20 protein-coding genes, 1 tRNA gene and 1 rRNA gene are annotated in these 19991 nt (G+C 48.9%); 14 read left to right on the forward strand and 8 right to left on the reverse strand.

Annotated features, from left to right (window positions below; all coding sequences use genetic code 11):
• Positions 1–18 precede the first annotated feature (18 nt).
• Both LZP69_RS15555 and LZP69_RS15560 read left to right on the forward strand, forming a co-directional pair.
• A complete protein-coding gene (locus LZP69_RS15555; protein ID WP_442800694.1) occupies positions 19–510 on the forward strand; it encodes a phosphatase PAP2 family protein in 492 nt (163 codons plus the stop codon).
• Positions 511–542: 32 nt separating this feature from the next.
• Positions 543–965 (forward strand): DUF3069 domain-containing protein, encoded by a 423-nt coding sequence (locus LZP69_RS15560; protein ID WP_234201639.1) that lies wholly within the window; start codon positions 543–545, stop codon positions 963–965.
• Between the two features lie 12 nt (positions 966–977).
• Here the strand turns inward: LZP69_RS15560 and rsuA are convergent, their stop codons facing one another.
• Positions 978–1667 (reverse strand): 16S rRNA pseudouridine(516) synthase RsuA, encoded by a 690-nt coding sequence (gene rsuA / locus LZP69_RS15565; RefSeq protein ID WP_234201640.1) that lies wholly within the window; start codon positions 1665–1667, stop codon positions 978–980.
• A 316-nt stretch (positions 1668–1983) separates the two neighbouring features.
• Here rsuA and LZP69_RS15570 point away from each other — a divergent pair, with 316 nt between their 5' ends.
• The 3 genes from LZP69_RS15570 (at position 1984) to LZP69_RS15580 (ending at position 5244) form a co-directional block, all read left to right on the forward strand.
• Positions 1984–4071 carry a M13 family metallopeptidase gene (locus LZP69_RS15570; protein ID WP_234201641.1) on the forward strand — a complete coding sequence of 696 codons (2088 nt, stop codon included), beginning with the start codon at positions 1984–1986 and terminating at the stop codon, positions 4069–4071.
• A gap of 185 nt (positions 4072–4256) precedes the next feature.
• A complete protein-coding gene (locus tag LZP69_RS15575) occupies positions 4257–4658 on the forward strand; it encodes an SMI1/KNR4 family protein (protein ID WP_234201642.1) in 402 nt (133 codons plus the stop codon).
• A 55-nt stretch (positions 4659–4713) separates the two neighbouring features.
• The gene (locus tag LZP69_RS15580) at positions 4714–5244 is read left to right on the forward strand and encodes a DUF4447 family protein (protein WP_234201643.1); all 531 of its coding nucleotides are present in this window, start codon (positions 4714–4716) and stop codon (positions 5242–5244) included.
• 150 nt (positions 5245–5394) lie between these two features.
• Here LZP69_RS15580 and LZP69_RS15585 read toward each other — a convergent pair whose 3' ends face one another.
• Positions 5395–6027, reverse strand: coding sequence for a glutathione S-transferase family protein (locus LZP69_RS15585; protein ID WP_234201644.1), 633 nt, complete (start codon positions 6025–6027; stop codon positions 5395–5397).
• A gap of 230 nt (positions 6028–6257) precedes the next feature.
• On the opposite strand from LZP69_RS15585, the gene LZP69_RS15590 reads away from it, so the two are divergent.
• The 4 genes from LZP69_RS15590 (at position 6258) to LZP69_RS15605 (ending at position 9786) form a co-directional block, all read left to right on the forward strand.
• Positions 6258–6803, forward strand: coding sequence for a PH domain-containing protein (locus tag LZP69_RS15590; protein ID WP_234201645.1), 546 nt, complete (start codon positions 6258–6260; stop codon positions 6801–6803).
• 138 nt (positions 6804–6941) lie between these two features.
• Positions 6942–7406 carry a DUF1456 family protein gene (locus LZP69_RS15595; protein WP_234201646.1) on the forward strand — a complete coding sequence of 155 codons (465 nt, stop codon included), beginning with the start codon at positions 6942–6944 and terminating at the stop codon, positions 7404–7406.
• 169 nt (positions 7407–7575) lie between these two features.
• The gene (locus tag LZP69_RS15600) at positions 7576–9264 is read left to right on the forward strand and encodes an NAD-dependent malic enzyme (RefSeq protein WP_234201647.1); all 1689 of its coding nucleotides are present in this window, start codon (positions 7576–7578) and stop codon (positions 9262–9264) included.
• Positions 9265–9552: 288 nt separating this feature from the next.
• Positions 9553–9786 (forward strand): hypothetical protein, encoded by a 234-nt coding sequence (locus tag LZP69_RS15605; protein ID WP_234201648.1) that lies wholly within the window; start codon positions 9553–9555, stop codon positions 9784–9786.
• A gap of 100 nt (positions 9787–9886) precedes the next feature.
• On the opposite strand, the gene LZP69_RS15610 is transcribed toward LZP69_RS15605, so the two are convergent.
• The 5 genes from LZP69_RS15610 to LZP69_RS15630 all read right to left on the reverse strand — a co-directional run bounded on the left by LZP69_RS15610 (position 9887) and on the right by LZP69_RS15630 (position 13192).
• Complete coding sequence (locus LZP69_RS15610) at positions 9887–10831, reverse strand: DUF4097 family beta strand repeat-containing protein (protein WP_234201649.1); 945 nt, start codon at positions 10829–10831, stop codon at positions 9887–9889.
• Positions 10828–11337, reverse strand: coding sequence for a hypothetical protein (locus LZP69_RS15615; protein WP_234201650.1), 510 nt, complete (start codon positions 11335–11337; stop codon positions 10828–10830). Before LZP69_RS15615 ends, LZP69_RS15610 begins: the two co-directional genes overlap by 4 nt.
• Positions 11337–11873: an RNA polymerase sigma factor gene (locus LZP69_RS15620; protein ID WP_442800693.1), complete on the reverse strand. Its 537-nt coding sequence runs from the start codon at positions 11871–11873 to the stop codon at positions 11337–11339. The genes LZP69_RS15615 and LZP69_RS15620 overlap by 1 nt, the downstream gene beginning before the upstream one ends.
• 241 nt (positions 11874–12114) lie before the next feature.
• Positions 12115–12190 (reverse strand) — tRNA-Phe (locus tag LZP69_RS15625).
• Positions 12191–12433: 243 nt separating this feature from the next.
• The gene (locus LZP69_RS15630) at positions 12434–13192 is read right to left on the reverse strand and encodes an outer membrane protein assembly factor BamD (protein WP_234201651.1); all 759 of its coding nucleotides are present in this window, start codon (positions 13190–13192) and stop codon (positions 12434–12436) included.
• Between the two features lie 123 nt (positions 13193–13315).
• On the opposite strand from LZP69_RS15630, the gene rluD reads away from it, so the two are divergent.
• The 4 genes from rluD to LZP69_RS15650 all read left to right on the forward strand — a co-directional run bounded on the left by rluD (position 13316) and on the right by LZP69_RS15650 (position 18240).
• Positions 13316–14287 (forward strand): 23S rRNA pseudouridine(1911/1915/1917) synthase RluD, encoded by a 972-nt coding sequence (gene rluD / locus LZP69_RS15635; RefSeq protein ID WP_234201652.1) that lies wholly within the window; start codon positions 13316–13318, stop codon positions 14285–14287.
• Complete coding sequence (gene pgeF / locus LZP69_RS15640; RefSeq protein ID WP_234201653.1) at positions 14287–15033, forward strand: peptidoglycan editing factor PgeF; 747 nt, start codon at positions 14287–14289, stop codon at positions 15031–15033. The genes rluD and pgeF overlap by 1 nt, the downstream gene beginning before the upstream one ends.
• 109 nt (positions 15034–15142) lie before the next feature.
• A complete protein-coding gene (clpB, locus tag LZP69_RS15645) occupies positions 15143–17716 on the forward strand; it encodes an ATP-dependent chaperone ClpB (protein ID WP_234201654.1) in 2574 nt (857 codons plus the stop codon).
• Between the two features lie 167 nt (positions 17717–17883).
• Complete coding sequence (locus LZP69_RS15650; protein ID WP_234201655.1) at positions 17884–18240, forward strand: hypothetical protein; 357 nt, start codon at positions 17884–17886, stop codon at positions 18238–18240.
• 108 nt (positions 18241–18348) lie between these two features.
• Here LZP69_RS15650 and LZP69_RS15655 read toward each other — a convergent pair whose 3' ends face one another.
• On the reverse strand, positions 18349–18792 hold the full coding sequence (locus tag LZP69_RS15655) for a DUF4124 domain-containing protein (protein WP_234201656.1): 444 nt from the start codon (positions 18790–18792) through the stop codon (positions 18349–18351).
• 972 nt (positions 18793–19764) lie between these two features.
• Between LZP69_RS15655 and LZP69_RS15660 the strand changes: the two genes are divergently transcribed.
• Positions 19765–19991: ribosomal RNA gene (locus LZP69_RS15660) — 16S ribosomal RNA — on the forward strand; the annotation flags it as partial.

Consider the following 19991-nt stretch of genomic DNA (forward strand, 5'->3'; position numbering starts at 1 on the left):
CCTGTACTGCTGCTTTTGATGACCCATTTTGCTCACGCCGATACTAGACTGGAAAAGTCGGGCGATCTGCTGCATCTGCTGATCCCTGCCAGCGCATTTGGCGCCACTCTCATGGTGGAAGAGGATTATCAGGGAAGCTGGCAACTGATCCAGAGCGGTGTGGTCTCTCGCCTGGTTGTCGAAGGATTGAAATACGGTATCGATAAACAGCGTCCGGATGGCTCAGATTCAGACTCTTTCCCTTCAGGTCATGCTGCCGATACCTTTGCCGCTGCAACCTTTGTGCAGCAGCGATATGGCTGGAAGTGGGCAATTCCCGCCTATATAGGGGCGACTTATGTGAGTTATACCCGAGTCGCCAGCGATAAGCATTATGTTGAAGATGTGCTGGCGGGGGCGGCTATCGGTATCTTGTCTGGTCTCTATTTTACCGAGCCTTACAAGGGGATCACAGTAACCCCTATTGCCGGTGGTGGCAGTTACGGGATCGCCATCAGCGGACGGTTTTAGTCTTCTTAATGTTAACAAACAGGTTTAATCAGATGGATAAGCAGTATCAAGCACGCGCCGAACAGGTTGCGCTCAATGTATGTAATCATGTGATCCCCATGGACAAGGTGCCGGCCAATTTAATGGAGGCCTATGCCAATCTGTGCCAGGAGTTACTGGAAGATAAAGAGCAGAAGTTTGCCGACCAGTGGCAGGCTATGCCAGCCAGTGCCAAGGCGTTACTGCCCCAGGCCGATTTTCACGGTTTCTATATCGCCAATGCCTGGTTGCAGTTAAGCCGAGTAGCTCAGGATATTGCCGAGCTTGCCGAGACAGATGAGGCGATCGACGAGAAAGAGTATAACAACATCTTTACCCGATTATCGGATGCCTCACTGAAAGAGAGCGTGAAGAAGTTAAAGAAGGCCCGTACCGATAGGGCGCTGCTCAACAACATCAAGAGCGTAATAGACTAGGACGTTTAGCCGCTAGACAGACTGTATCTCCTCCTCGGTGAGATAGCGCCACTGGCCGGATGTTAGCGTTTCATCGAGTTCAATATGGCCTACCGCCTCTCTGTGTAGGCCAACTACCTTGTTACCCACTGCCGCGAACATGCGTTTAACCTGATGATATTTCCCCTCGGTGATCACAAGTCTCGCCGTGTGGCTATCAATAATAGTTAAGCTGGCGGGTTTGGTTAACCCCTCCTCATTTCTCAAAGCGATCCCCTGCTGGAAGGGCGCAATTAAGCTTTCATCTATGGGGTCAGCCAAGGTCACCAGATAACGTTTGCCGCACTCTTTTTTGGGTGAGGTGATTTTATGGGACCACTGACCGTCACTGGTGATCAATACTAAGCCCGTGGTGTCCACATCTAATCTGCCGGCGATATGCAGCTCGTCGCGCCGCTCGAGTCCAAGTAGGTTAAGTACAGAGGGATGAACCTCATCCTGAGTCGAGCAGATATAATCCACAGGCTTATTGAGCATAATAAATCTCGGGCCGATAAGGGAGAGCGGCTCGCCCGCAAGGCAGATGTGATGGCAAGCCTCAACCTTAAAGCCTGAGTCTTTAACCACAATACCATCACAGGTCACTTCCCCTCTGTGCAGGGCTTTTTTCGCCAAAGAGCGAGTTAGTGAGCTGGACTCACAGATAAATTTATCTAAACGCACGCCTAAGATACTCAATAAACCGGATTGGCCGCCATTATCTCGCGCCAGCGGTAAAAGTAAAAGTGGCAGTAAGTGCTTTTCACATCATGGCGTGTCTAATCCGGTGAGCTGTATCCGCGACAGGAAATGTTTTTTTACATAAAACCGCCTCACAAAGCTGGGGAAAATGTGATGCACACTTGTTTATCTACTTAAGGCGGCTAACATGGCTAAGCTAAGAGTCTAGTTGGCAGTTTTTACTTAAAATTCAATTGAACCGACTAAAATAACAATCGAACATGCTCACCATAGAGTCGCAATCACGAAGGAATTTACAATGAAGAAAGTTCTTGTGGGAGGTCTGTGTGCCTCACTTATTGTCGGGCTGAGTGCCTGCAACAGTGATAATACAGAAGCAAAAAACCAGCAAGAGGTTAAGCCAACGGCGACCGCCGAGGCCGTGCAGCAGGCGTTAACTTCAGGCATCGATTTTGCCAATTTTGATAAATCTGTTCGTCCTCAGGATGACTTTTACTCTTATGTAAACGGTACTTGGATTAAGAACACTGAGATCCCGGGCGATCGCACTGGTATAGGTGCTTTTTATGATCTGCGTGAAAAGTCCCGCGATGATGTGAGAGCCATTATCGAAGAGGTGGCAGCCACACCAAACCTGGCTATGGGCAGCGATGAGCAGAAGGTGGCGGATCTTTACCGCTCCTTTATGGATACCGATACCCTGAATAAACTCGGAGTCACGCCAATTCAAGGTGAGCTGGAGAAGATTACCGCCATCAAGAGCAAAGATGAACTGGTGGAATACTTTGCCCACAGTCAGATCATCGGCAGCGGCACACCGCTGGGTTTCTATATCGATGTGGATGCGAAAGACTCCAGCCGTTATGCGACCCATATCTGGCAGAGTGGCCTTAGCCTGCCGGAGAAAGATTACTACTTTAACGAAGCCGAGCGTTTCGTGAAGATACGTAAGGCCTTCGTTGCGCATATCGAGAAGATGTTCACTCTGGCCGGATTTGAGGCACCACAAAAGAGCGCCGAGCAGATTTTGGCGCTGGAAACCGCCATTGCTAGTCGTCATTGGGATGTGGTTGAAACCCGCGACAGCACTAAGACCTATAACCTGTACCAGACCAAAGATCTGGCCAAGCTGGCGCCCGATATCAATTGGAACAGCTATCTGAAAGTTGTGGGTGGTGATAAGCAGTCTGACATCATCATCAATCAGCCTAGCTTTATTGAAGGCTTCAACGAGGTGCTGAAGACCCAGGATCTGTCTGTGTGGAAGACCTATATGAAGTGGAATCTGCTGACGCATTTTGCCAGCGTATTGAGCACAGATCTGGATAACGAGAATTTCGAATTTTTCGCTAAAACCTTAAATGGACAATCTGAGCCTGAGCCACGCTGGAAACGCGGCGTATCGACAGTTAACTCGGTATTGGGTGAAGTGGTCGGTAAGGTGTATGTGAAGCGTCACTTCAGCCCTGAAGCGAAACAACGCATGCAGACACTGGTTGAAAACCTGCGTGAAGCCTATGGCGACAGTATAGATGAACTCAGCTGGATGGGCGATGAGACTAAGGTCGCGGCCAAGGATAAACTCGCTAAATTTATGCCGAAAATCGGTTATCCCGATCGCTGGCAGGATTACTCAGCCCTCACTATTAAGGGCGATGATTTAATCGGTAACGAGATCCGCGCCAGTGAGTTTGAGCACCAGCTACAACTGGAAAAACTGGGCTCGCCAATCCGTAAATGGGAATGGCTGATGACACCGCAAACCGTCAATGCCTACTACAACCCAACCATGAACGAAATCGTATTCCCTGCGGCTATCCTGCAACCACCATTCTTCAATATGGCGGCGGATGATGCGGTGAACTATGGGGGGATCGGGGCCGTGATCGGCCACGAGATGGGCCATGGTTTCGATGACCAGGGTGCCAAGTTTGATGGCGAGGGTAACCTGCGTGACTGGTGGACCGAGCAAGACTTAAAAGCTTTTTCGGCTAAGACCAAGGCGCTGGTTGACCAGTATAACGGTTACTATGTGTTTGACGATCTGCATGTGAACGGTGAGCTGACCTTAGGTGAGAACATCGGCGACCTTTCCGGTGTGACTATCGCTTATAAGGCTTATCAGAAGTCGCTTAACGGTAAGCCAGCTCCTGTGATCGACGGTCTGACTGGCGATCAACGCTTCTTTATCGGTTTTACTCAGATCTGGCGCGCCAAGATGAAAGAGGAATCTATGCGTAACCGCGTGGCAACCGATCCTCACTCACCCGCCAAGTTCCGTGATATCGGTGCTTTGTCTAACATGCCTGAGTTCTACAGCACTTATGATGTTAAACTAGGTGATGCCATGTATATCGAGCCTGAGAAACGGGTGAAGATCTGGTAATTGATTGAGGATAATCCCTGTGAAAAGAGCGCCTATGGCGCTCTTTTTTATTGCCCCTCAACTTCTTACTCTTTGATGTGAAACTATTTTGTTTGAGCTTGACGGCGATCTTCGAATTAGATTTAACAAATTCAATCTAAAGCGATTATACTTGCGCCCATTAGTGAACAATGGGCGCAATAAGCATGCACGATCTGATTGAGCAACTGCAGGAACTAAGTGAAACGGTTCCTGTGCCTTTAGAGTTACCAACCTTTGATCAACTGGTGGATGTGGAAGAGCAGATTTTGATCCCCCTGCCTTCCGAACTAAAAGAGTATTTGCTGTACGCCAGTGATGTGATCCACGGTACGCTGGAGCCGGTGACGGCAAGCGATCCTCACTCTCATACTTACCTGCCGGAAGTGACCGCCTATGCTTGGTCTATCGGCATGCCGCGGGAATACATCGCCATCTGCCAGCTGGGTGACACTTTTTATTGCATCGATCAGGAAGGGCAGGTTTTGCTGTGGAGCGATTATGAGCTCGATGAGCAAACTTGGGAGTCATTTTGGCAGTGGGCCGAAGAGGTGTGGCTGCCGAGCTGATCGCCTTTGGTGGCCGGTTTAACAACAGATTCAAATCATTAAAGTGGAAATAGCTATGTCAACACAAGCAGGGTCAACAAAAGTAGGGTCAAAACAAGCAGAACTCAACGCAATTGAGATCACTTACCTTCGTCATTCCCTTGGCCTCAGCGCCGCCCAGGTGGGCGAGCTGGCGAAAGCGAGCGAAGCCGATGTCATCGCCTGGGAAGCGGGGCAAGCCCCTGTGTCGGGTTTAGCGGCCAAGAAGCTGTTAGAGCTGGATGAAACGATTGAGATGCAGGTGCTCAATACCTGTGATGGCATCGAAGAGCTGTTTAAGAAGGAACCTAAAAGACGCTTAAGTTTTGTGGTCTATCCGACTCAGGCCATCTATACCCAATATAATCCCGAGTTTTTAAGCTCCCTGCCATTAACCGAGCTGTATAACACGGCCGCCTGGCGGATTAAGAAGGAGTGTAAGCTGGTATTAGAGGTGGACGTGTCACTCGTTGCCCTGGATGTCGAGGCCTATAAGGCTTACCGCGAAAAAGAGGGCTTAAAAGAAAGCCGTGAAAGTAGGGCAAAATGGGCGGCCACTCAGCTGTAATCATCTTGATCTCGCAGCTGTAATAACTTTGAGAGAGTCTGAAATATTCACATAAAAAAGGAAGCGTTCAGCTTCCTTTTTTATTGCTTTTGTATCAAGGCTCTCAAGCTATTCAAGCAACTCGAACCACAATCGCATTTAGTGGCGCATTTAGCCATTTGCGGCGGCGATGGCTTCGGTTTTTTCAATCGCGCTGGTAAAGGAGGCGCGGGCCTGTATTCTGTCTCGGTAAGCCGCCAGTTTAGTTGGGATGTTTTGTTTGAACATGGTGGCCCAAATCAAGGTATGAGCCAATAAAATATCAGCCACCGAAATCTCATCACCCAGTAAAAAAGGGGTATTTGGCAATTTAGATTCTGCCAAAGCCGCTGCCTTATCAAACTCCCACTTAGCGACCTCGAGCATCACTTCTTGGCGCTGGGATTCGGGTAGGGCAAATCTATGTTTCCCCATGGTCCAAAGTGGCTGTTCGAGTTCTGTGATGATAAAACTGACCCACTCGTGATGTTTGGCCGATTGCGCCGTGCCCGCCTGGGGGAGCAGTTTTCCCTGGCCATATTTCTCCGCCAAATACAGACAAATGGCTGCCGATTCGGTGAGCACGAAGTCATCGTCGACAAGCACTGGTACCTTGCCGCCTGGATTGATGCTCAAAAACTGCGCCGAGCGGTTATCGGCTTTGGCAAAGTTAATAAAGTGAAAGTCCCAGTCTATGCCCAGCTCTTCCAATAACCAGGAGGCACGCAGGGCGCGGCTTTTTGGGGTACCGTATAAGGTGATCATCCGTTTTCCTCTTTGCTTGCTAAAATGTCGCTTGCTAAGTTTGATAGCCTATTCGATTTTTGCTGAATTAAACAAGTCATCCTTAGCTCTTGGGTTAAGAACACATGATTGAATTTCCCAGGCATGTTGTCGGTGTTAAGGATATAAAACTCTGATTTTTAATCATTAACACCTGTGTTAATTTAGTTGGAATTGGATGAGTTATTTCGAAGCGATTAAAGGAGTGTAAGATGAAGGACGAATCGTTATTACAGGCTGAATTTAGCCATAATCTGAGCCGCTATTGGCTAATGTCGGGCGTGATAGCCTTGAGTATGACTCTGGTTGGCATTCCCTTGTTGCTCATCTGGTTTCCTCTCGGGCTGTGGGTGACACAGAGATACATAGATAATATGTCAGCCGAACTCACCACCTCGAAATTGATCGTGCGTAAGGGGATATTTACCCGCACCGAAAATACCGTTCCTTTGGATAAGATCACAGATATGGCGCTGATCCAAGGGCCGTTAATGCGCCTGTTCGGTTTGCATAAACTGACGATCGAAACCGCGGGGCAGTCCGGTGCAGGCGCCTTGATCAGCTTGGTAGGCATAAAGGAGGTTGAGCAGTTTCGTACCCAAGTTCTGACTCAAAAAAGCCTGCTGACCGAGAAGTACAGCCACTCATCGGCAGATGTATCTGAGAGCGATGCTAGTCTGGCATACCTGCAGGAGATAGCGGCCAGTCTGTCACGGATTGAAACCCTATTAGACTCACAGAAAATGAGCCCCCTTTAGCAAAGGAAAAGGGCAGGGAGCTCAGGGCAAAGTGGAACTGGGGGGTGAAAATAATCTCAAGGCAAATTGAAAACTTGTTTATAATGTCCACTGAGATGACGGCGCAGCCGCGCTATCCTAACACCAAAGACATTTATTATGATAAATAACGATATACTCCGCCGCTTACGTTTCATTTTTGATTATAAAAACGCCAAAATGATTAAAATCTTCGCCAAGGCAAAACATGAGATGCCTCAGGAAGTGCTGCTGGACATGTTGAAAAAAGAGGCTGAGGAAGGCTACAAGCCCTGTAACGATAAGATGTTGTGCCGTTTCCTCGATGGCTTGATCATCGAAAAGCGCGGGCTGAAAGAGGGCGCAGAGGTCCCTGAGCCTGTAGCTCAGCTGAATAATAACCTGATCTTCAAGAAGCTCAGGGTGGCACTGGAGCTGCGCGAAGAAGATATTATCGAAACCCTGTCTCTAGCCGATTTCAGAATGAGCAAGTCTGAGCTGGGCGCTCTGTTCAGAAAACCGGGTCATAAGCATTTTAAAGAGTGTGGCGATCAGGTGCTGCGTAATTTCCTGACCGGTCTGTCTATTAAATATCGGGGTAAATAGGGGCGATTATCGTCCCTGACGACCGGGGCTCACAAGGTTAAGCTCGCCGCTTAAAGTTGTGAGCTCAGACAATAAAATCTGCTTTGCATGACAACAAAGATCACGCTTTGTGGTAATCTGTGCCCCCAAAAGTACCACCCACTTAACGACAATAAATAAAGGCTACTAAATGGATGATAATAAACGCCCGCTCTATCTTCCTTTTGCTGGACCGGCCATTCTTGAAGCGCCGCTGATTAATAAAGGAAGTGCATTTACCGAAGAGGAAAGGATCTTTTTTAATCTCGAAGGCCTATTACCTCAAGTGATCGAGACGATCGAAGAGCAAGCTTCCCGGGCTTACGATCAATTTAAAAACTTCACCAACGATCTCGATAAGCACATCTATCTGCGCAATATCCAGGACACCAACGAAACCCTCTTCTATCGCCTGGTGCAGAATAATATTACCGAGATGATGCCTATCATCTATACGCCCACAGTGGGGTTGGCGTGTGAACGTTTCTCGAAAAATTATCGTCGTAACCGCGGCTTGTTTATCTCCTATCCCAATAAAGATCGTATCGACGATATTTTAAATAATTCGACCCGCCACAAGGTGAAGATCATAGTGGTCACAGACGGTGAGCGCATCCTGGGTCTGGGGGATCAGGGGATCGGCGGCATGGGGATCCCTATCGGTAAACTCTCTCTCTATACCAGCTGTGGCGGGATCAGTCCGGCTTATACTCTGCCTATTACTCTGGATGTGGGGACAGATAATCCGCATCTGCTTGAAGATCCTATGTATATGGGCTGGCGCCATAAGCGTATTGGCGGCGAGGAGTATGCAGAGTTTGTCGATGCCTTCTTAGAGGCGGTTCATCGTCGCTGGCCCGATGCGCTGATCCAATTTGAGGACTTTGCTCAGAAGAATGCCATGCCGCTGCTCAATCGCTATAAAGACAAGTACTGTTGCTTTAACGATGATATTCAGGGCACGGCCGCCGTCACTGTGGGCTCACTGCTGGCTGCCTGTAAAGCGGCGGGCACGCAACTCAGTGAGCAGCGTATCGCCTTCTTAGGCGCGGGCAGCGCTGGTTGTGGTATTGCCGAGGCGATCATCGCTCAGATGGTGTCTGAGGGGATTTCAGATACACAGGCGCGTAAGCAAGTGTTTATGGTGGATCGCTGGGGTTTGCTGCAGGATAACATGCCCAACTTACTGCCTTTCCAGCAGCCGTTGGCACAAAAGACCACGGATATTGAAGGCTGGAACAGCGAGAGTGAAAATATCTCCCTGCTTGATGTGATGCATAAGGCCGAGCCTACGGTTCTGATTGGTGTGTCAGGCGCGCCGGGTCTGTTCAGCGAGGAGATCATCAAGGCGATGCACAGCCACTGTGCGCGCCCAATTATCTTCCCGCTATCAAACCCAACCAGCCGGGTCGAGGCGACACCGAAAGATATTTTGCACTGGACCAAAGGCGAGGCCTTAGTGGCGACCGGCAGTCCTTTCGAGCCTGTGGTCGTTGATGGTGAGACCTATGAGATAGCCCAGTGCAATAACAGTTACATCTTCCCTGGCATCGGCCTTGGGGTGCTGGCATCGGGCGCGAACCGTGTCAGTGATGAGATGTTGATGGCATCGAGCCGCGCCCTAGCCGAGTGTTCACCATTGGCCATAGATGGTCAGGGGCCACTACTGCCAGCGCTAGAGCATATTCATGAGGTGAGTAAGCATATCGCCTTTGCGGTTGCCAAAGTGGCGGTCGAACAGGGTCACGCACTCCCCTGCAGCGATGAGTTGTTACAGCAGGCAATTGAGGGGAATTTCTGGACTGCAGAGTATCGTCGTTATAAACGCACTTCATTCTAAATTCAGTCGTCTCCTGTCGATGAAAAGCTGCCGATGGCAGCTTTTTTTATGTTGTTTTTAAAGGAAAACTTAAAACGAGAAAGGTGACGGGCTTCACGAAATAGTTGTAAAAGTTTTGACGTAACCAGCATTTCTGAACATTGATAATAAGTTTTCAGTTTCATTTTACCTTTTTGGATGTAATGTAAGCAGCATAAAGAATAGCTGTATTTTCTATAGGGTTATCATTGATGGGCCAAGTAGAAAAAGCATACAGAAATGGGCGATTTGAATAATTAGGAGCTTTGTATGAAAAAGTATGTTGTGTTGTTATCTTCAATGCTGTTTGCAGCCTCTGTTGCGGCGGTTGATTGTGTTGATTGTCACGAAAAAGTAGATATCGAGATGCACAAAGATTCAGGTGCGACTCTAGCCACTTGTAACGACTGTCATGGTTTTGGTGATCAACATACTCCAGATCCTGAGATTCACTCTCCAGAGTTAACACTGCCTGAGTGTGCTGATTGCCACGGTATGGAATAATCTGTCTGCTTTAACCAGATATGCTCTAAGTAGATAAAAAAGAAGCCAGCGCATTGAACGCTGGCTTTTTTGTGTCTGGCATTTGGCTGAGTGTTAAGGCTTAGCCGTTTTTCTCCAGGCTGATCTCGCCGCTTATGGTGCTGATATTCACCTCGGCGTTGCCATTCCCCATTTGGAACTGCAAGCTGCTGTGAGGCACATATTTCCCCCTAGTGGGTTTATCCTCAGTGAGATAGTTGTCTATATCACCGCCTGGGCCGCCATTAATATCGAAATTGGCATTAACACTTTCAGGCAACTTGATTGTGATATCCCCGCTGACACTGTCGAGGCTGGCCTTTGAGCTGAGTCCTTTGAGGTTAAACGACAGATCGCCACTGACACTTTGGCCTTTGAGCGAGGCGACTTGCCCGAGATTGAGTTTGGCATCGCCAGAAACGACTTCCACCCTGATATCACTGGCCTGGCTGTCGGCCTCCAGTTCACCGCTGACCAGTTTATAGCTGATCTGACCTTCGCTCTGCTTATCTTGTATCTCGCCAGAGACAGTTTCGAGTACCGTTTTACCCTTGAGGGTCTGAGTGGTAATTTCACCCGAAACCGTATGCAGGTGGATCTCATTATTGAGTTTGTTGGCTTTTACCGCGCCACTGACAGATTCAACATTGATATCGCCACTGAGATTATCCAGCTGATAATCTGCCGAGACCCCTTTGACATACAGCTTTAATTCCTTAGGCACCATTATGGTGAGGTTGGAACCAGCCTTATTATTGCCTGAGTATTGCCTTGGCATTTTATCTTCCAGGGTGACGGCGTTGCCATTGGCTTCAAGAATAAACCCTTCACTGAGTTCATCGAGTGTGCCTTTTACCTGGATTTCACTCTTATCCCAGGAGTCAATTTTTACCTCGCCGCGCTGTACCTTGAGGTTAAGGCGCATATTGTCCGGTGCGCTAATGGATTTATCTATGCTTTGGGCGGCCATTGCCAGCGGGCTGAGTAGTAGCAGTGGCAAAATAGCGAATTTTAGGTGGTTTTTCATACTGTATTTCCCTTGGTTGTCTGTTTGACAGGGAGCCGTTGCCCCTGTTTGATCAGTTCTATCTCGCGTTCCTGTGTCCATAGCCAGAGCTGCCACAACTGCTTATCTGTGGGATTAAGCTGCAGGGTGCGATAGATCTCCTTGGCGGCGGCTCTGAGCTGCTCAATTCCCTGTTCCAGCGGTGCGCCAAGGGCACTGGTTTGCCAATTGACCTGTCTGGCTTGTGTCTGTAATTGAGCGACCTGCTGCTGATGCTGCGCCTGTATTGAAGCCATGGTCATAAGCAGTGGACTTGTTGACTCAATTTGAGGCGTCGATAGGTAGCTCTTGCCGACAAACACCCCCAGCAGTAATAGGCTGGCGATGGCCACTGACCGCCAATGAGCGGTTTTTTTGGCTGCAGGCACATCGAGTCGTGCTTCGATTTGTGGCCAGAGATCCCGCGCGGGTTCCATGGTTTTACTGCTGCCTGCGAGCAGTGCGTCTAGCTGATTGTCTTTGTTCATCAGAGCATCTCCTGCAACAACTGTCTGGCTCTGTGGTATTGAGCCTTACTCGTGCCTATGGCGATATTAAGCTGCTCGGCTATCTCCTCATGGCGATAACCCTCCAAGGCAAATAACACAAAGACGATACGGGCGCGCTCGGGTAGCTTGAGCAGCAGTTTATCCAGGCTGTCATATTGCATCTCTGTGCTGGCTTTCTCCGCTAATTGCTCACCTGGTAAGAGTCTGGCCCAAAAGCTCTTCTGTTTGTTTATCGAGTTCAGGGCCTGATTGACAGTCAGGCTGTGTAGCCAGGTGGAAAACTGGCTCTTACCATCGAACAGCGGCAGTTTCTGCCATAGGCGCACAAAGGTGTCCTGAGTCGCTTCCTCGGCAAGGTCAGTCTGTCCGGCGAGACGAAAACATAAGGCATAGACCCTTTGATAGTGCAGGGTATATAACTGCTTGAAAGCCGCGTTATCGCCTTGCTGGGCTTGTGCAATAAGCAAAGATTGCGAGGGCTCTGTTTGTGTCTCTATTGCTTGGGTGGCACTCAAATACAATTCCCTTGTGCGATTTAATACTGTAATGATTGTTTAGACAGGGCTAAGTGTATAAAAGGTTTAAAGCTAGCATAAAAAAGTTTGAATTTAAGCTGTGATGGGATGTGTGAGTGATCGATGAGATGAATCAGAACCTAGGCAAGCTTGTGATGGTTAGCAGGATGGGATTAACAGATACAAAAAACCTCGCAGGGCGAGGTTTTTTGTTAAGACGCTAAAAGCACCTTATGGAATATGGTGCCCGAACCCGGAATCGAACCAGGGACACGAGGATTTTCAATCCTCTGCTCTACCGACTGAGCTATTCGGGCGACGGGGTGCATTAAAAGGCTTTTGCGGATGTGAGTCAACTAATTTTTGCAAAATTATCAATTCGGCGAGCTGTTTGGGCAAGTTTTATGCGAAACCATCCTTTTGGGGCTTCAGACAGGTGAATCTGCTTGGGAGTGAGGTTATTGCCCCTATGATTTAACCTTAAGAAAAACCCCGCGACTTGGCGGGGTTTGAGAGGTTTTTTGCTACGTCTAATAGGACGATGGCTATTTGGACCAGGGCTATTTTAGCAAGGCGTTATCAGGGAAGTTGGCCTGCATCACCATGATCACATGTTCTTTTAGCTTTTGCTGTCCCAGCTCTTCATAAGCTGTGGCCATGATCTCCAGGGCTTTTTCTGTCTCTGGCGTATCGGGATAGCTTTCCATCACAGACTGAGCACGCACGGCAGCGGCGCTCCAAGCATTCATCTTGATATAATACTCGGCGACTGTGATGTCATATTTGGCTAAACGGTTTTTCAAAAACTGCATACGTTTTTGCGCATCGGCCGCGTATTTGCTGTTAGGATAGGACTTAATTAAGCGAGAAAAATCTTTAAATGCATCCTGCGCCGCTTTAGGATCTCTGTCGGTTCTGTCGATCCCCAGCATTTCGTGGAACATATAGTTATCGGACTGCATGTTCATCAGGCCACGCATATAGTAGACATAGTCTATGTCTTTATGGGTCGGATTTAAGCGAATAAAACGGTCGATATTGGCTATGCCCGAGGCGGCATCATCCAGCTTGTAATAGGCATAGATGAGATCCAGTTGTACCTGAGTCTTGTGTGGCCCAAAAGGATAGCGCGAGTCTAATGCTTCTAATGAGCGTACCGCTTTACTGAAATTACCCAGTTCCATTGAGGTTCTTGCTTGGGTATAGAGTACATCCGGTGAGGTTTTTGATAGTTTAATATCATCTTCTGGACTGCTACTACAGGCTGATAACGTCAGCGTTAACAAGGCAACTGCGGCGCCTTTGACAAAATTATGCATACTTGAATTCGATTCTTTTAATGTTGTAGTTATGAATTTTTCCATTTCAGGATAAAATGAAACAATTCGATTGTAACAGATAGCACTTTAATTTATGACCCCAAAACGCGGGTACGGTTCCTTATGACACAAGAGATTAATCTAAAAAGCGAGATCACAGCAACACAAACAGGCCAAAGATTAGATCAAACCTTAGCCGAGTTGTTCCCAGACTATTCCCGTACGCGCATTAAAGAGTGGATACAGGCGGGTGCCGTTGTCGTTGATGGCGCGGTGCTGACTAAACCCAGAGAGAAGGTGCTCGAAGGGCAAGAGGTGGAGATAAACGCCACCTTAGAAGAGGAGATCCAAGCCGAGGCGCAGGCCATTGAACTGGATATCGTCTATGAAGATGATCAGATCATAGTGATCAACAAGCAGGCGGGATTAGTGGTTCATCCTGGTGCTGGCAATACCGATGGTACCCTGATGAATGCCCTGTTGCATCACTGCCCGTCCATCGAACTTGTGCCCAGAGCCGGTATCGTCCACCGTCTGGATAAAGACACCACAGGCTTAATGGTGGTGGCGAAAACTGTCGAGGCTCAGACTCACCTAGTGGCGGCTTTGCAGGCTCGTGAGATAGTACGTGAATATGAGGCGATAGTGCAGGGGGTGATCATCTCAGGCGGTACGGTCGACGCGCCAATCGATCGTCATCCGACTAAGCGCACTCACATGGCCGTGGTGCATAATGGTAAGCCTGCTGTGACCCATTATCGGGTGGCGGAAAAATTCCGTGCCCATACCCGCTTACGTTTACGCCTAGAGTCTGGACGTACTCACCAGATCCGCGTACACATGGCGCATATTGGCCATGTGTTGGTGGGCGATCCTGTTTATGCTGGTCGTCCCCGTCCTCCTAAAGCGGTATCTGAGCAGTTTTTAGAAACCTATATGAACTTCAAGCGCCAGGCTTTGCACGCTGTAAGGTTGGAATTAGCCCACCCTCTCACTTGCGAGATCATGAGCTGGCAGGCGCCGATCCCTGAGGATATGCGTACTCTGACCCGTGCACTGCGTGAAGACACTCAAGAAAATCCGGCCGATTACTGATGCTGCCAGCCGACTGGTTTATTCCGCAAAATGTCGCTCTCGCCTTTAGCGAGCGCATGGGAGGCGTGAGCCAGCCTCCCTTCGACAGTTTGAACTTGGGTGATCATGTCGGCGATGCACCGCAGGCGGTCGCGCAAAATCGCCACCTGCTCTGTGAGCAGCTGGGATTAATTGCAGAGCCGGTTTGGCTCAATCAGGTGCATGGTACCGAGGTTATCGATCTCGATGGGCTTACGCCTGAGGTGTTATCACCAGCGGCAGATAAGCTCGACGCCGATGCCAGTATCTGTAGCAGCCCCCAGCATGTCTGCGTGGTGATGACAGCCGATTGTCTGCCTGTGCTGATCTGCGATAGGGCGGGAACTCAGGTGGCTGCTGTGCATGCCGGGTGGCGCGGCCTGTGTAATGGCATAATCGAGGCGGCGATCGCCCGATTTAAGGCACCAGCCGCTGAGCTTTGTCTCTATCTTGGCCCCTGTATCGGTGCTGAGGCATTTGAAGTCGGCGCCGAGGTCAGACAGGCTTTTATCGAGCAAGATCCGCAAACCCAGGACTTTTTTACCCCAAGAGGCGATAAATACCTGGGGGATCTTCAAGGGATCGCCCGTTATCGCGCCGCGAAACAGGGGGTCATACAGATTTTCTCCCTCGATGCCTGCACCTATCAGCTGAGTGAGCGTTTTTTCTCCTATCGCCGTGAGTCTGTCACCGGGCGCATGGCTTCTTTAATCTGGTTAAAAAAGTAGCAATTTTTTAATCCCAGCCCTCAAAATTGCTTGAATTAGGCAAATCAGTCCCCATCTTAGAATTAACAAAATACTGAAGGTAACTTCATTCGTTAATTTAGGAGGCTGTATGCGACTCGATCGTATGACTAATAAATTTCAGCTAGCAATCTCCGATGCTCAGTCATTAGCGTTGGGGCGCGACCATCAGTTTATCGAACCGATTCACCTGATGATGGCTTTGCTGAATCAAGAGGGGGGATCTATCCATCCTCTGCTGACTCAGGCGGGTATAGCGGTGAGCACACTGCGCTCATCTCTCAATCAGGAGCTGGAGCGTCTGCCGCAGGTCGAAGGGACTGGTGGCGATGTGCAGCTTTCCCAGGCGCTGATCCGCCTGTTAAACCTGTGTGACAAACTGGCGCAGAAGCGCAAAGACAAATTTATCTCCAGTGAGCTGTTTGTGCTCGCCGCACTGGAAGGCAATGATGCCTTGGCGCAGAGCCTGAAAAAGGCGGGGGCGACCAGAGAGTTACTCGAACAGACGATAGAGCAGGTGCGTTCCGGCAAGCAGATAGACGATCCCAATGCTGAAGATCAGCGCCAGGCGTTGAAAAAATTTACTATCGATCTCACCGAGCGCGCCGAGCAGGGCAAGCTGGATCCGGTGATCGGCCGTGATGATGAGATCCGCCGCACTATCCAGGTGTTGCAACGTCGCAGCAAGAATAACCCGGTGTTAATAGGTGAGCCCGGTGTGGGTAAGACCGCCATAGTCGAAGGGCTGGCCCAACGGATCATCAATGGTGAGGTGCCGGAGGGGATCAAGAATAAACGCGTCTTGTCTCTGGATATGGGCGCGCTGATCGCCGGTGCCAAATACCGCGGTGAATTCGAGGAGCGTTTAAAAGCGGTACTCAACGAGCTGGCCCACGAAGAGGGACAGGTGATCCTGTTTATCGACGAGCTGCATACCATGGTGGGCGCAGGCAAGGCTGACGGCGCCATGGATGCCGGTAACATGCTCAAACCTGCCCTGGCCCGCGGCGATCTGCACTGTGTCGGCGCGACCACGCTCGATGAGTATCGCCAATATATAGAGAAGGATGCGGCCCTCGAACGGCGTTTCCAGAAGGTACTGGTGGATGAGCCCAATGTGGAAGATACAATTGCGATTCTGCGTGGCTTAAAAGAGCGTTATGAGCTGCATCATCATGTGGAGATCACAGACCCTGCAATTGTAGCGGCGGCGAGCATGTCCCATCGCTATATCTCCGACAGGAAACTGCCGGATAAGGCGATTGACCTGATTGACGAAGCGGCGTCCAGTATCCGTATTCAGATAGACTCCAAACCTGAACCATTAGATAGACTCGAGCGCCGTGCCATTCAGCTAAAACTGGAGGAGCAGGCGCTGAGTAAAGAAAACGATGAGGCCAGTCAGCGCCGTTTGACTACGCTGCGAACTGAGTTAAAAGAAGTGGAAACAAAGGCCGCGGAGCTTAACGAAGTTTGGCATACGGAGAAGGCCGCCCTTGCGGGAACCCAGCATATCAAGGCAGATCTGGAGCAGGCCAGAATGGATCTGGAAGTGGCGCGCCGGGCCAGCGATCTGACCCGTATGTCTGAGTTGCAATATGGCCGTATTCCCGAGCTGGAAAAGCAGCTTGATCTCGCTTCTCAGGCTGAGATGCAGGACATGACTCTGCTGCGTAACAAGGTTACGGATCTGGAGATCGCCGAAGTGTTATCCCGGGCTACAGGCATACCCGTGGCCAAGATGCTAGAAGGCGAGAAGGAGAAACTACTACAGATGGAGCAGGCGCTGCATAGACGGGTGATAGGTCAGAGTGAGGCGGTCGAAGCCGTGTCTAACGCCATTCGTCGTAGCCGAGCCGGCCTAGCCGATCCCAATCGTCCTATAGGTTCTTTTCTTTTCCTTGGGCCGACTGGTGTGGGTAAAACTGAGTTGTGTAAATCACTGGCTAAGTTTTTGTTCGACACAGAAAACGCCATGGTGCGAATCGACATGTCCGAGTTTATGGAGAAACATGCGGTGTCGCGCTTGGTGGGTGCGCCTCCGGGCTACGTGGGTTATGAAGAGGGCGGCTATCTAACCGAGGCGGTAAGACGTAAGCCCTATTCGGTTATTCTGCTCGATGAGGTGGAGAAAGCGCATCCCGATGTGTTTAACATCCTACTGCAGGTGCTGGATGATGGCCGACTAACAGATGGTCAGGGACGCACGGTGGATTTTCGTAATACTGTGGTCATCATGACATCTAACTTAGGCTCGGATGTGATCCAGGAGCGTTTCGGTCAGGCCAGTTATGATGAGATGAAAGCCGAGGTGATGAATGTAGTGATCCACAGCTTCAGGCCCGAATTCCTTAACCGGGTCGATGAGAGTGTCGTATTCCACCCATTAGATGCCGAGCATATTGCCCATATCGCGCAGATCCAGCTGGGCAACCTCAAGGCAAGGTTGGCCGAAAAAGACTTTGAGCTCGAGATCAGTGATGAGGCATTAACCCTGATCGCCCAGGTAGGGTTCGATCCTGTCTATGGTGCAAGACCACTGAAACGAGCATTGCAACAGGAGGTTGAAAATCCACTGGCGCAAAGGCTGCTTAAAGGTGAGTTTATGCCGGGTAAAGCGATTAAGGTGGATGTCGCCGGCGGCGAGTTGGCCTTCAGTCAGTGATCTCAAGTTAACATTCGCTCTTGGAAACGGGTTTAGCGCTATCAATAGGGTTAAACCCGTTTTTATTGTCATTAGCGAGTGACCGAGGACTTTGCTATTAGGCTGGATCTCGTCTAGTTTCAAAGAGGTGAGTCACTTTTGCTACTGTGAACATGAAGGAGTAATGGATGAGATTATTGAGTATAAAAGCGCTGGATATTAAATTATCAACCATAATGGCATCGGCATTAATGTTAACTTTATTGGGGTGCAGTTCATCTCCCGAGCAGGCACAGAGCGAGAAAAACTATATTGAAGTTGGCAATGTAGACTATGACAGCCTGTATCATTACGGTTATAACATAGGCTGTCGCAGTGCCGGTGAGGTGAAGCGCGATCCCAGTCTGGGTGATGTTGAGTCGATGAAGGATGAAGTGCTCGATGGGCTAGACAGTTTTGATGATGGCTGGGAGGCGGGGACAGCGGCCTGTGAAGACGGCATCAGCCATTCTATGTATACGGTCAGACAATCGACGGATAACTAAAACACAAGGGATTAATCTTACTCTTTATCATCATAGAATAACCGCAAAACAGACTCTAAGAGTCTGTTTTGGTTTAGGGCATAGTCTGTACTAATACACGTAGTCAATTTATTTATCACAAAACAGATTTATACGCTCTTGCTGAGATGCAATTTGTGCCTGTCTTTCCTCTTCGGTCATCTTGACCATTTCTCCTGTTTTTTCATCTTTACGAGTTAAGCTGCTATGGGTAGTGAGTACATTGAGTTGGTGCATGGCGCTATCACAGATCATCTTAGCCTGGGCTGCATCTTGTTCCTTTAATGCGCTTGCGGCTTGCTGTGCCTCAGTTTTCCCAGCACTTTGTTCAGGAGCCTGTGTCGGTGATACATAACCCACTTTCTGTTGTTCGATATCTTCGCTATAAAGGGTTTCAACCTGCTTTTCTGTGGGCATCTGCTGGCTATAGTGGGTTACTCCTTTTTCATCTACCCATTTATAAATGGTGGTGGCCAGTAGCGCAGGACTGAATAGTAGAGGCAGTAATAGTGTGCAGTAACCTTTTAGCTTCATAGTCTTATCCATGGACATTGCAATTGATTAACTAATATTGGCCTAGATAACCTGAGTTATCAATTGGGCTTTCGCTCAGTGTTGTGCTTATTTGAGAAGCATTCCTTAAAATAAGATCAACCGGAATGGGATTAATGGCTATTTACGCCACTAAAGCTGCAGGTTGGGTGTTAGGATAAATAAAACAGTAAAGGCTGACTAGGTAACAAAGACAAGATAGGCAAAGCAAAGTAATAAACCTAAATCAAAGAGAAACTGATCTGAAAGTTAGTAGATATTAGGCATGATGTTGGGGCGGATATCTGCTCTGCTATTTGGTTTAGCAGCATAGACACTAACTTCGATTTCTTTTCAATCTGCTCATTTGGCAGAGTGACAGATCCTGTGCCAGAATTAATCTCCCTGCGAGGGAAATCTTGTTTTTGTTGGGTCAATCTGGGCGATTTTAAGCAAATTTTAACCAAATTGTTCGCTATTTATTCGCTTGGTGTTTTGTGTTGAAAAAGCGCTTGCGTAAAAGATTTCTCTCCCTATAATGCGCTCCCACTGACACGGCATACTGCGCCAATAACGCAATAAACCGAGACAGTAAAAATGGAGTTGAGTGATAAAGCTAAAAACTTTGAAAAATCACTTGACTGCCTAAATGGGAAGTGTAGAATACGCAGCCCTAGCCCGCTGGAGTCCAGTATGAGGCGAACGTTCTTTAACAAGATGAAACAAGAAATCTGTGTGGACACTCACAGGTGTTGAGAAATCGAAAACGATTTAAATCTCAATGCATGATTGACTAAATCTAGTTTCACTAGAGATAGTGAGTGTTCATAGCAACTTTGGTCTTCACTTTCGTGGCTTTTAGTCTAGGAAATGGAAATCAAAGCAATTTATGTACAAACATCCTTAGATTCTTCCGAGTCTAAGCGATGAATCAGAATTCATTGAGTCGTTCGGCGTAGTCGAACAAAAAACTTTTAATTGAAGAGTTTGATCATGGCTCAGATTGAACGCTGGCGGCAGGCCTAACACATGCAAGTCGAGCGGCAGCGGGGAGATAGCTTGCTATCTTCGCCGGCGAGCGGCGGACGGGTGAGTAATGCCTAGGGAACTGCCCAGTCGAGGGGGATAACAGTTGGAAACGACTGCTAATACCGCATACGCCCTACGGGGGAAAGCAGGGGAACTTCGGTCCTTGCGCGATT

The organism is Shewanella sp. AS1, assembly GCF_021412565.1.
GTDB lineage: Bacteria > Pseudomonadota > Gammaproteobacteria > Enterobacterales > Shewanellaceae > Shewanella.

Coding starts and splice junctions, on each gene's coding strand:
- LZP69_RS15605 (WP_234201648.1), top strand. CDS start 9,553: ATGAAAAAGTATGTTGTGTTGTTATCTTCAATGCTGTTTGCAGCCTCT.
- LZP69_RS15600 (WP_234201647.1), top strand. CDS start 7,576: ATGGATGATAATAAACGCCCGCTCTATCTTCCTTTTGCTGGACCGGCC.
- pgeF (WP_234201653.1), top strand. CDS start 14,287: ATGCTGCCAGCCGACTGGTTTATTCCGCAAAATGTCGCTCTCGCCTTT.
- LZP69_RS15650 (WP_234201655.1), top strand. CDS start 17,884: ATGAGATTATTGAGTATAAAAGCGCTGGATATTAAATTATCAACCATA.
- LZP69_RS15595 (WP_234201646.1), top strand. CDS start 6,942: ATGATAAATAACGATATACTCCGCCGCTTACGTTTCATTTTTGATTAT.
- LZP69_RS15615 (WP_234201650.1), bottom strand. CDS start 11,337: ATGAACAAAGACAATCAGCTAGACGCACTGCTCGCAGGCAGCAGTAAA.
- LZP69_RS15570 (WP_234201641.1), top strand. CDS start 1,984: ATGAAGAAAGTTCTTGTGGGAGGTCTGTGTGCCTCACTTATTGTCGGG.
- LZP69_RS15610 (WP_234201649.1), bottom strand. CDS start 10,831: ATGAAAAACCACCTAAAATTCGCTATTTTGCCACTGCTACTACTCAGC.
- LZP69_RS15590 (WP_234201645.1), top strand. CDS start 6,258: ATGAAGGACGAATCGTTATTACAGGCTGAATTTAGCCATAATCTGAGC.
- LZP69_RS15655 (WP_234201656.1), bottom strand. CDS start 18,792: ATGAAGCTAAAAGGTTACTGCACACTATTACTGCCTCTACTATTCAGT.
- LZP69_RS15555 (WP_442800694.1), top strand. CDS start 19: ATGACCCATTTTGCTCACGCCGATACTAGACTGGAAAAGTCGGGCGAT.
- LZP69_RS15585 (WP_234201644.1), bottom strand. CDS start 6,027: ATGATCACCTTATACGGTACCCCAAAAAGCCGCGCCCTGCGTGCCTCC.
- LZP69_RS15560 (WP_234201639.1), top strand. CDS start 543: ATGGATAAGCAGTATCAAGCACGCGCCGAACAGGTTGCGCTCAATGTA.
- LZP69_RS15580 (WP_234201643.1), top strand. CDS start 4,714: ATGTCAACACAAGCAGGGTCAACAAAAGTAGGGTCAAAACAAGCAGAA.
- LZP69_RS15630 (WP_234201651.1), bottom strand. CDS start 13,192: ATGCATAATTTTGTCAAAGGCGCCGCAGTTGCCTTGTTAACGCTGACG.
- rluD (WP_234201652.1), top strand. CDS start 13,316: ATGACACAAGAGATTAATCTAAAAAGCGAGATCACAGCAACACAAACA.
- clpB (WP_234201654.1), top strand. CDS start 15,143: ATGCGACTCGATCGTATGACTAATAAATTTCAGCTAGCAATCTCCGAT.
- LZP69_RS15575 (WP_234201642.1), top strand. CDS start 4,257: ATGCACGATCTGATTGAGCAACTGCAGGAACTAAGTGAAACGGTTCCT.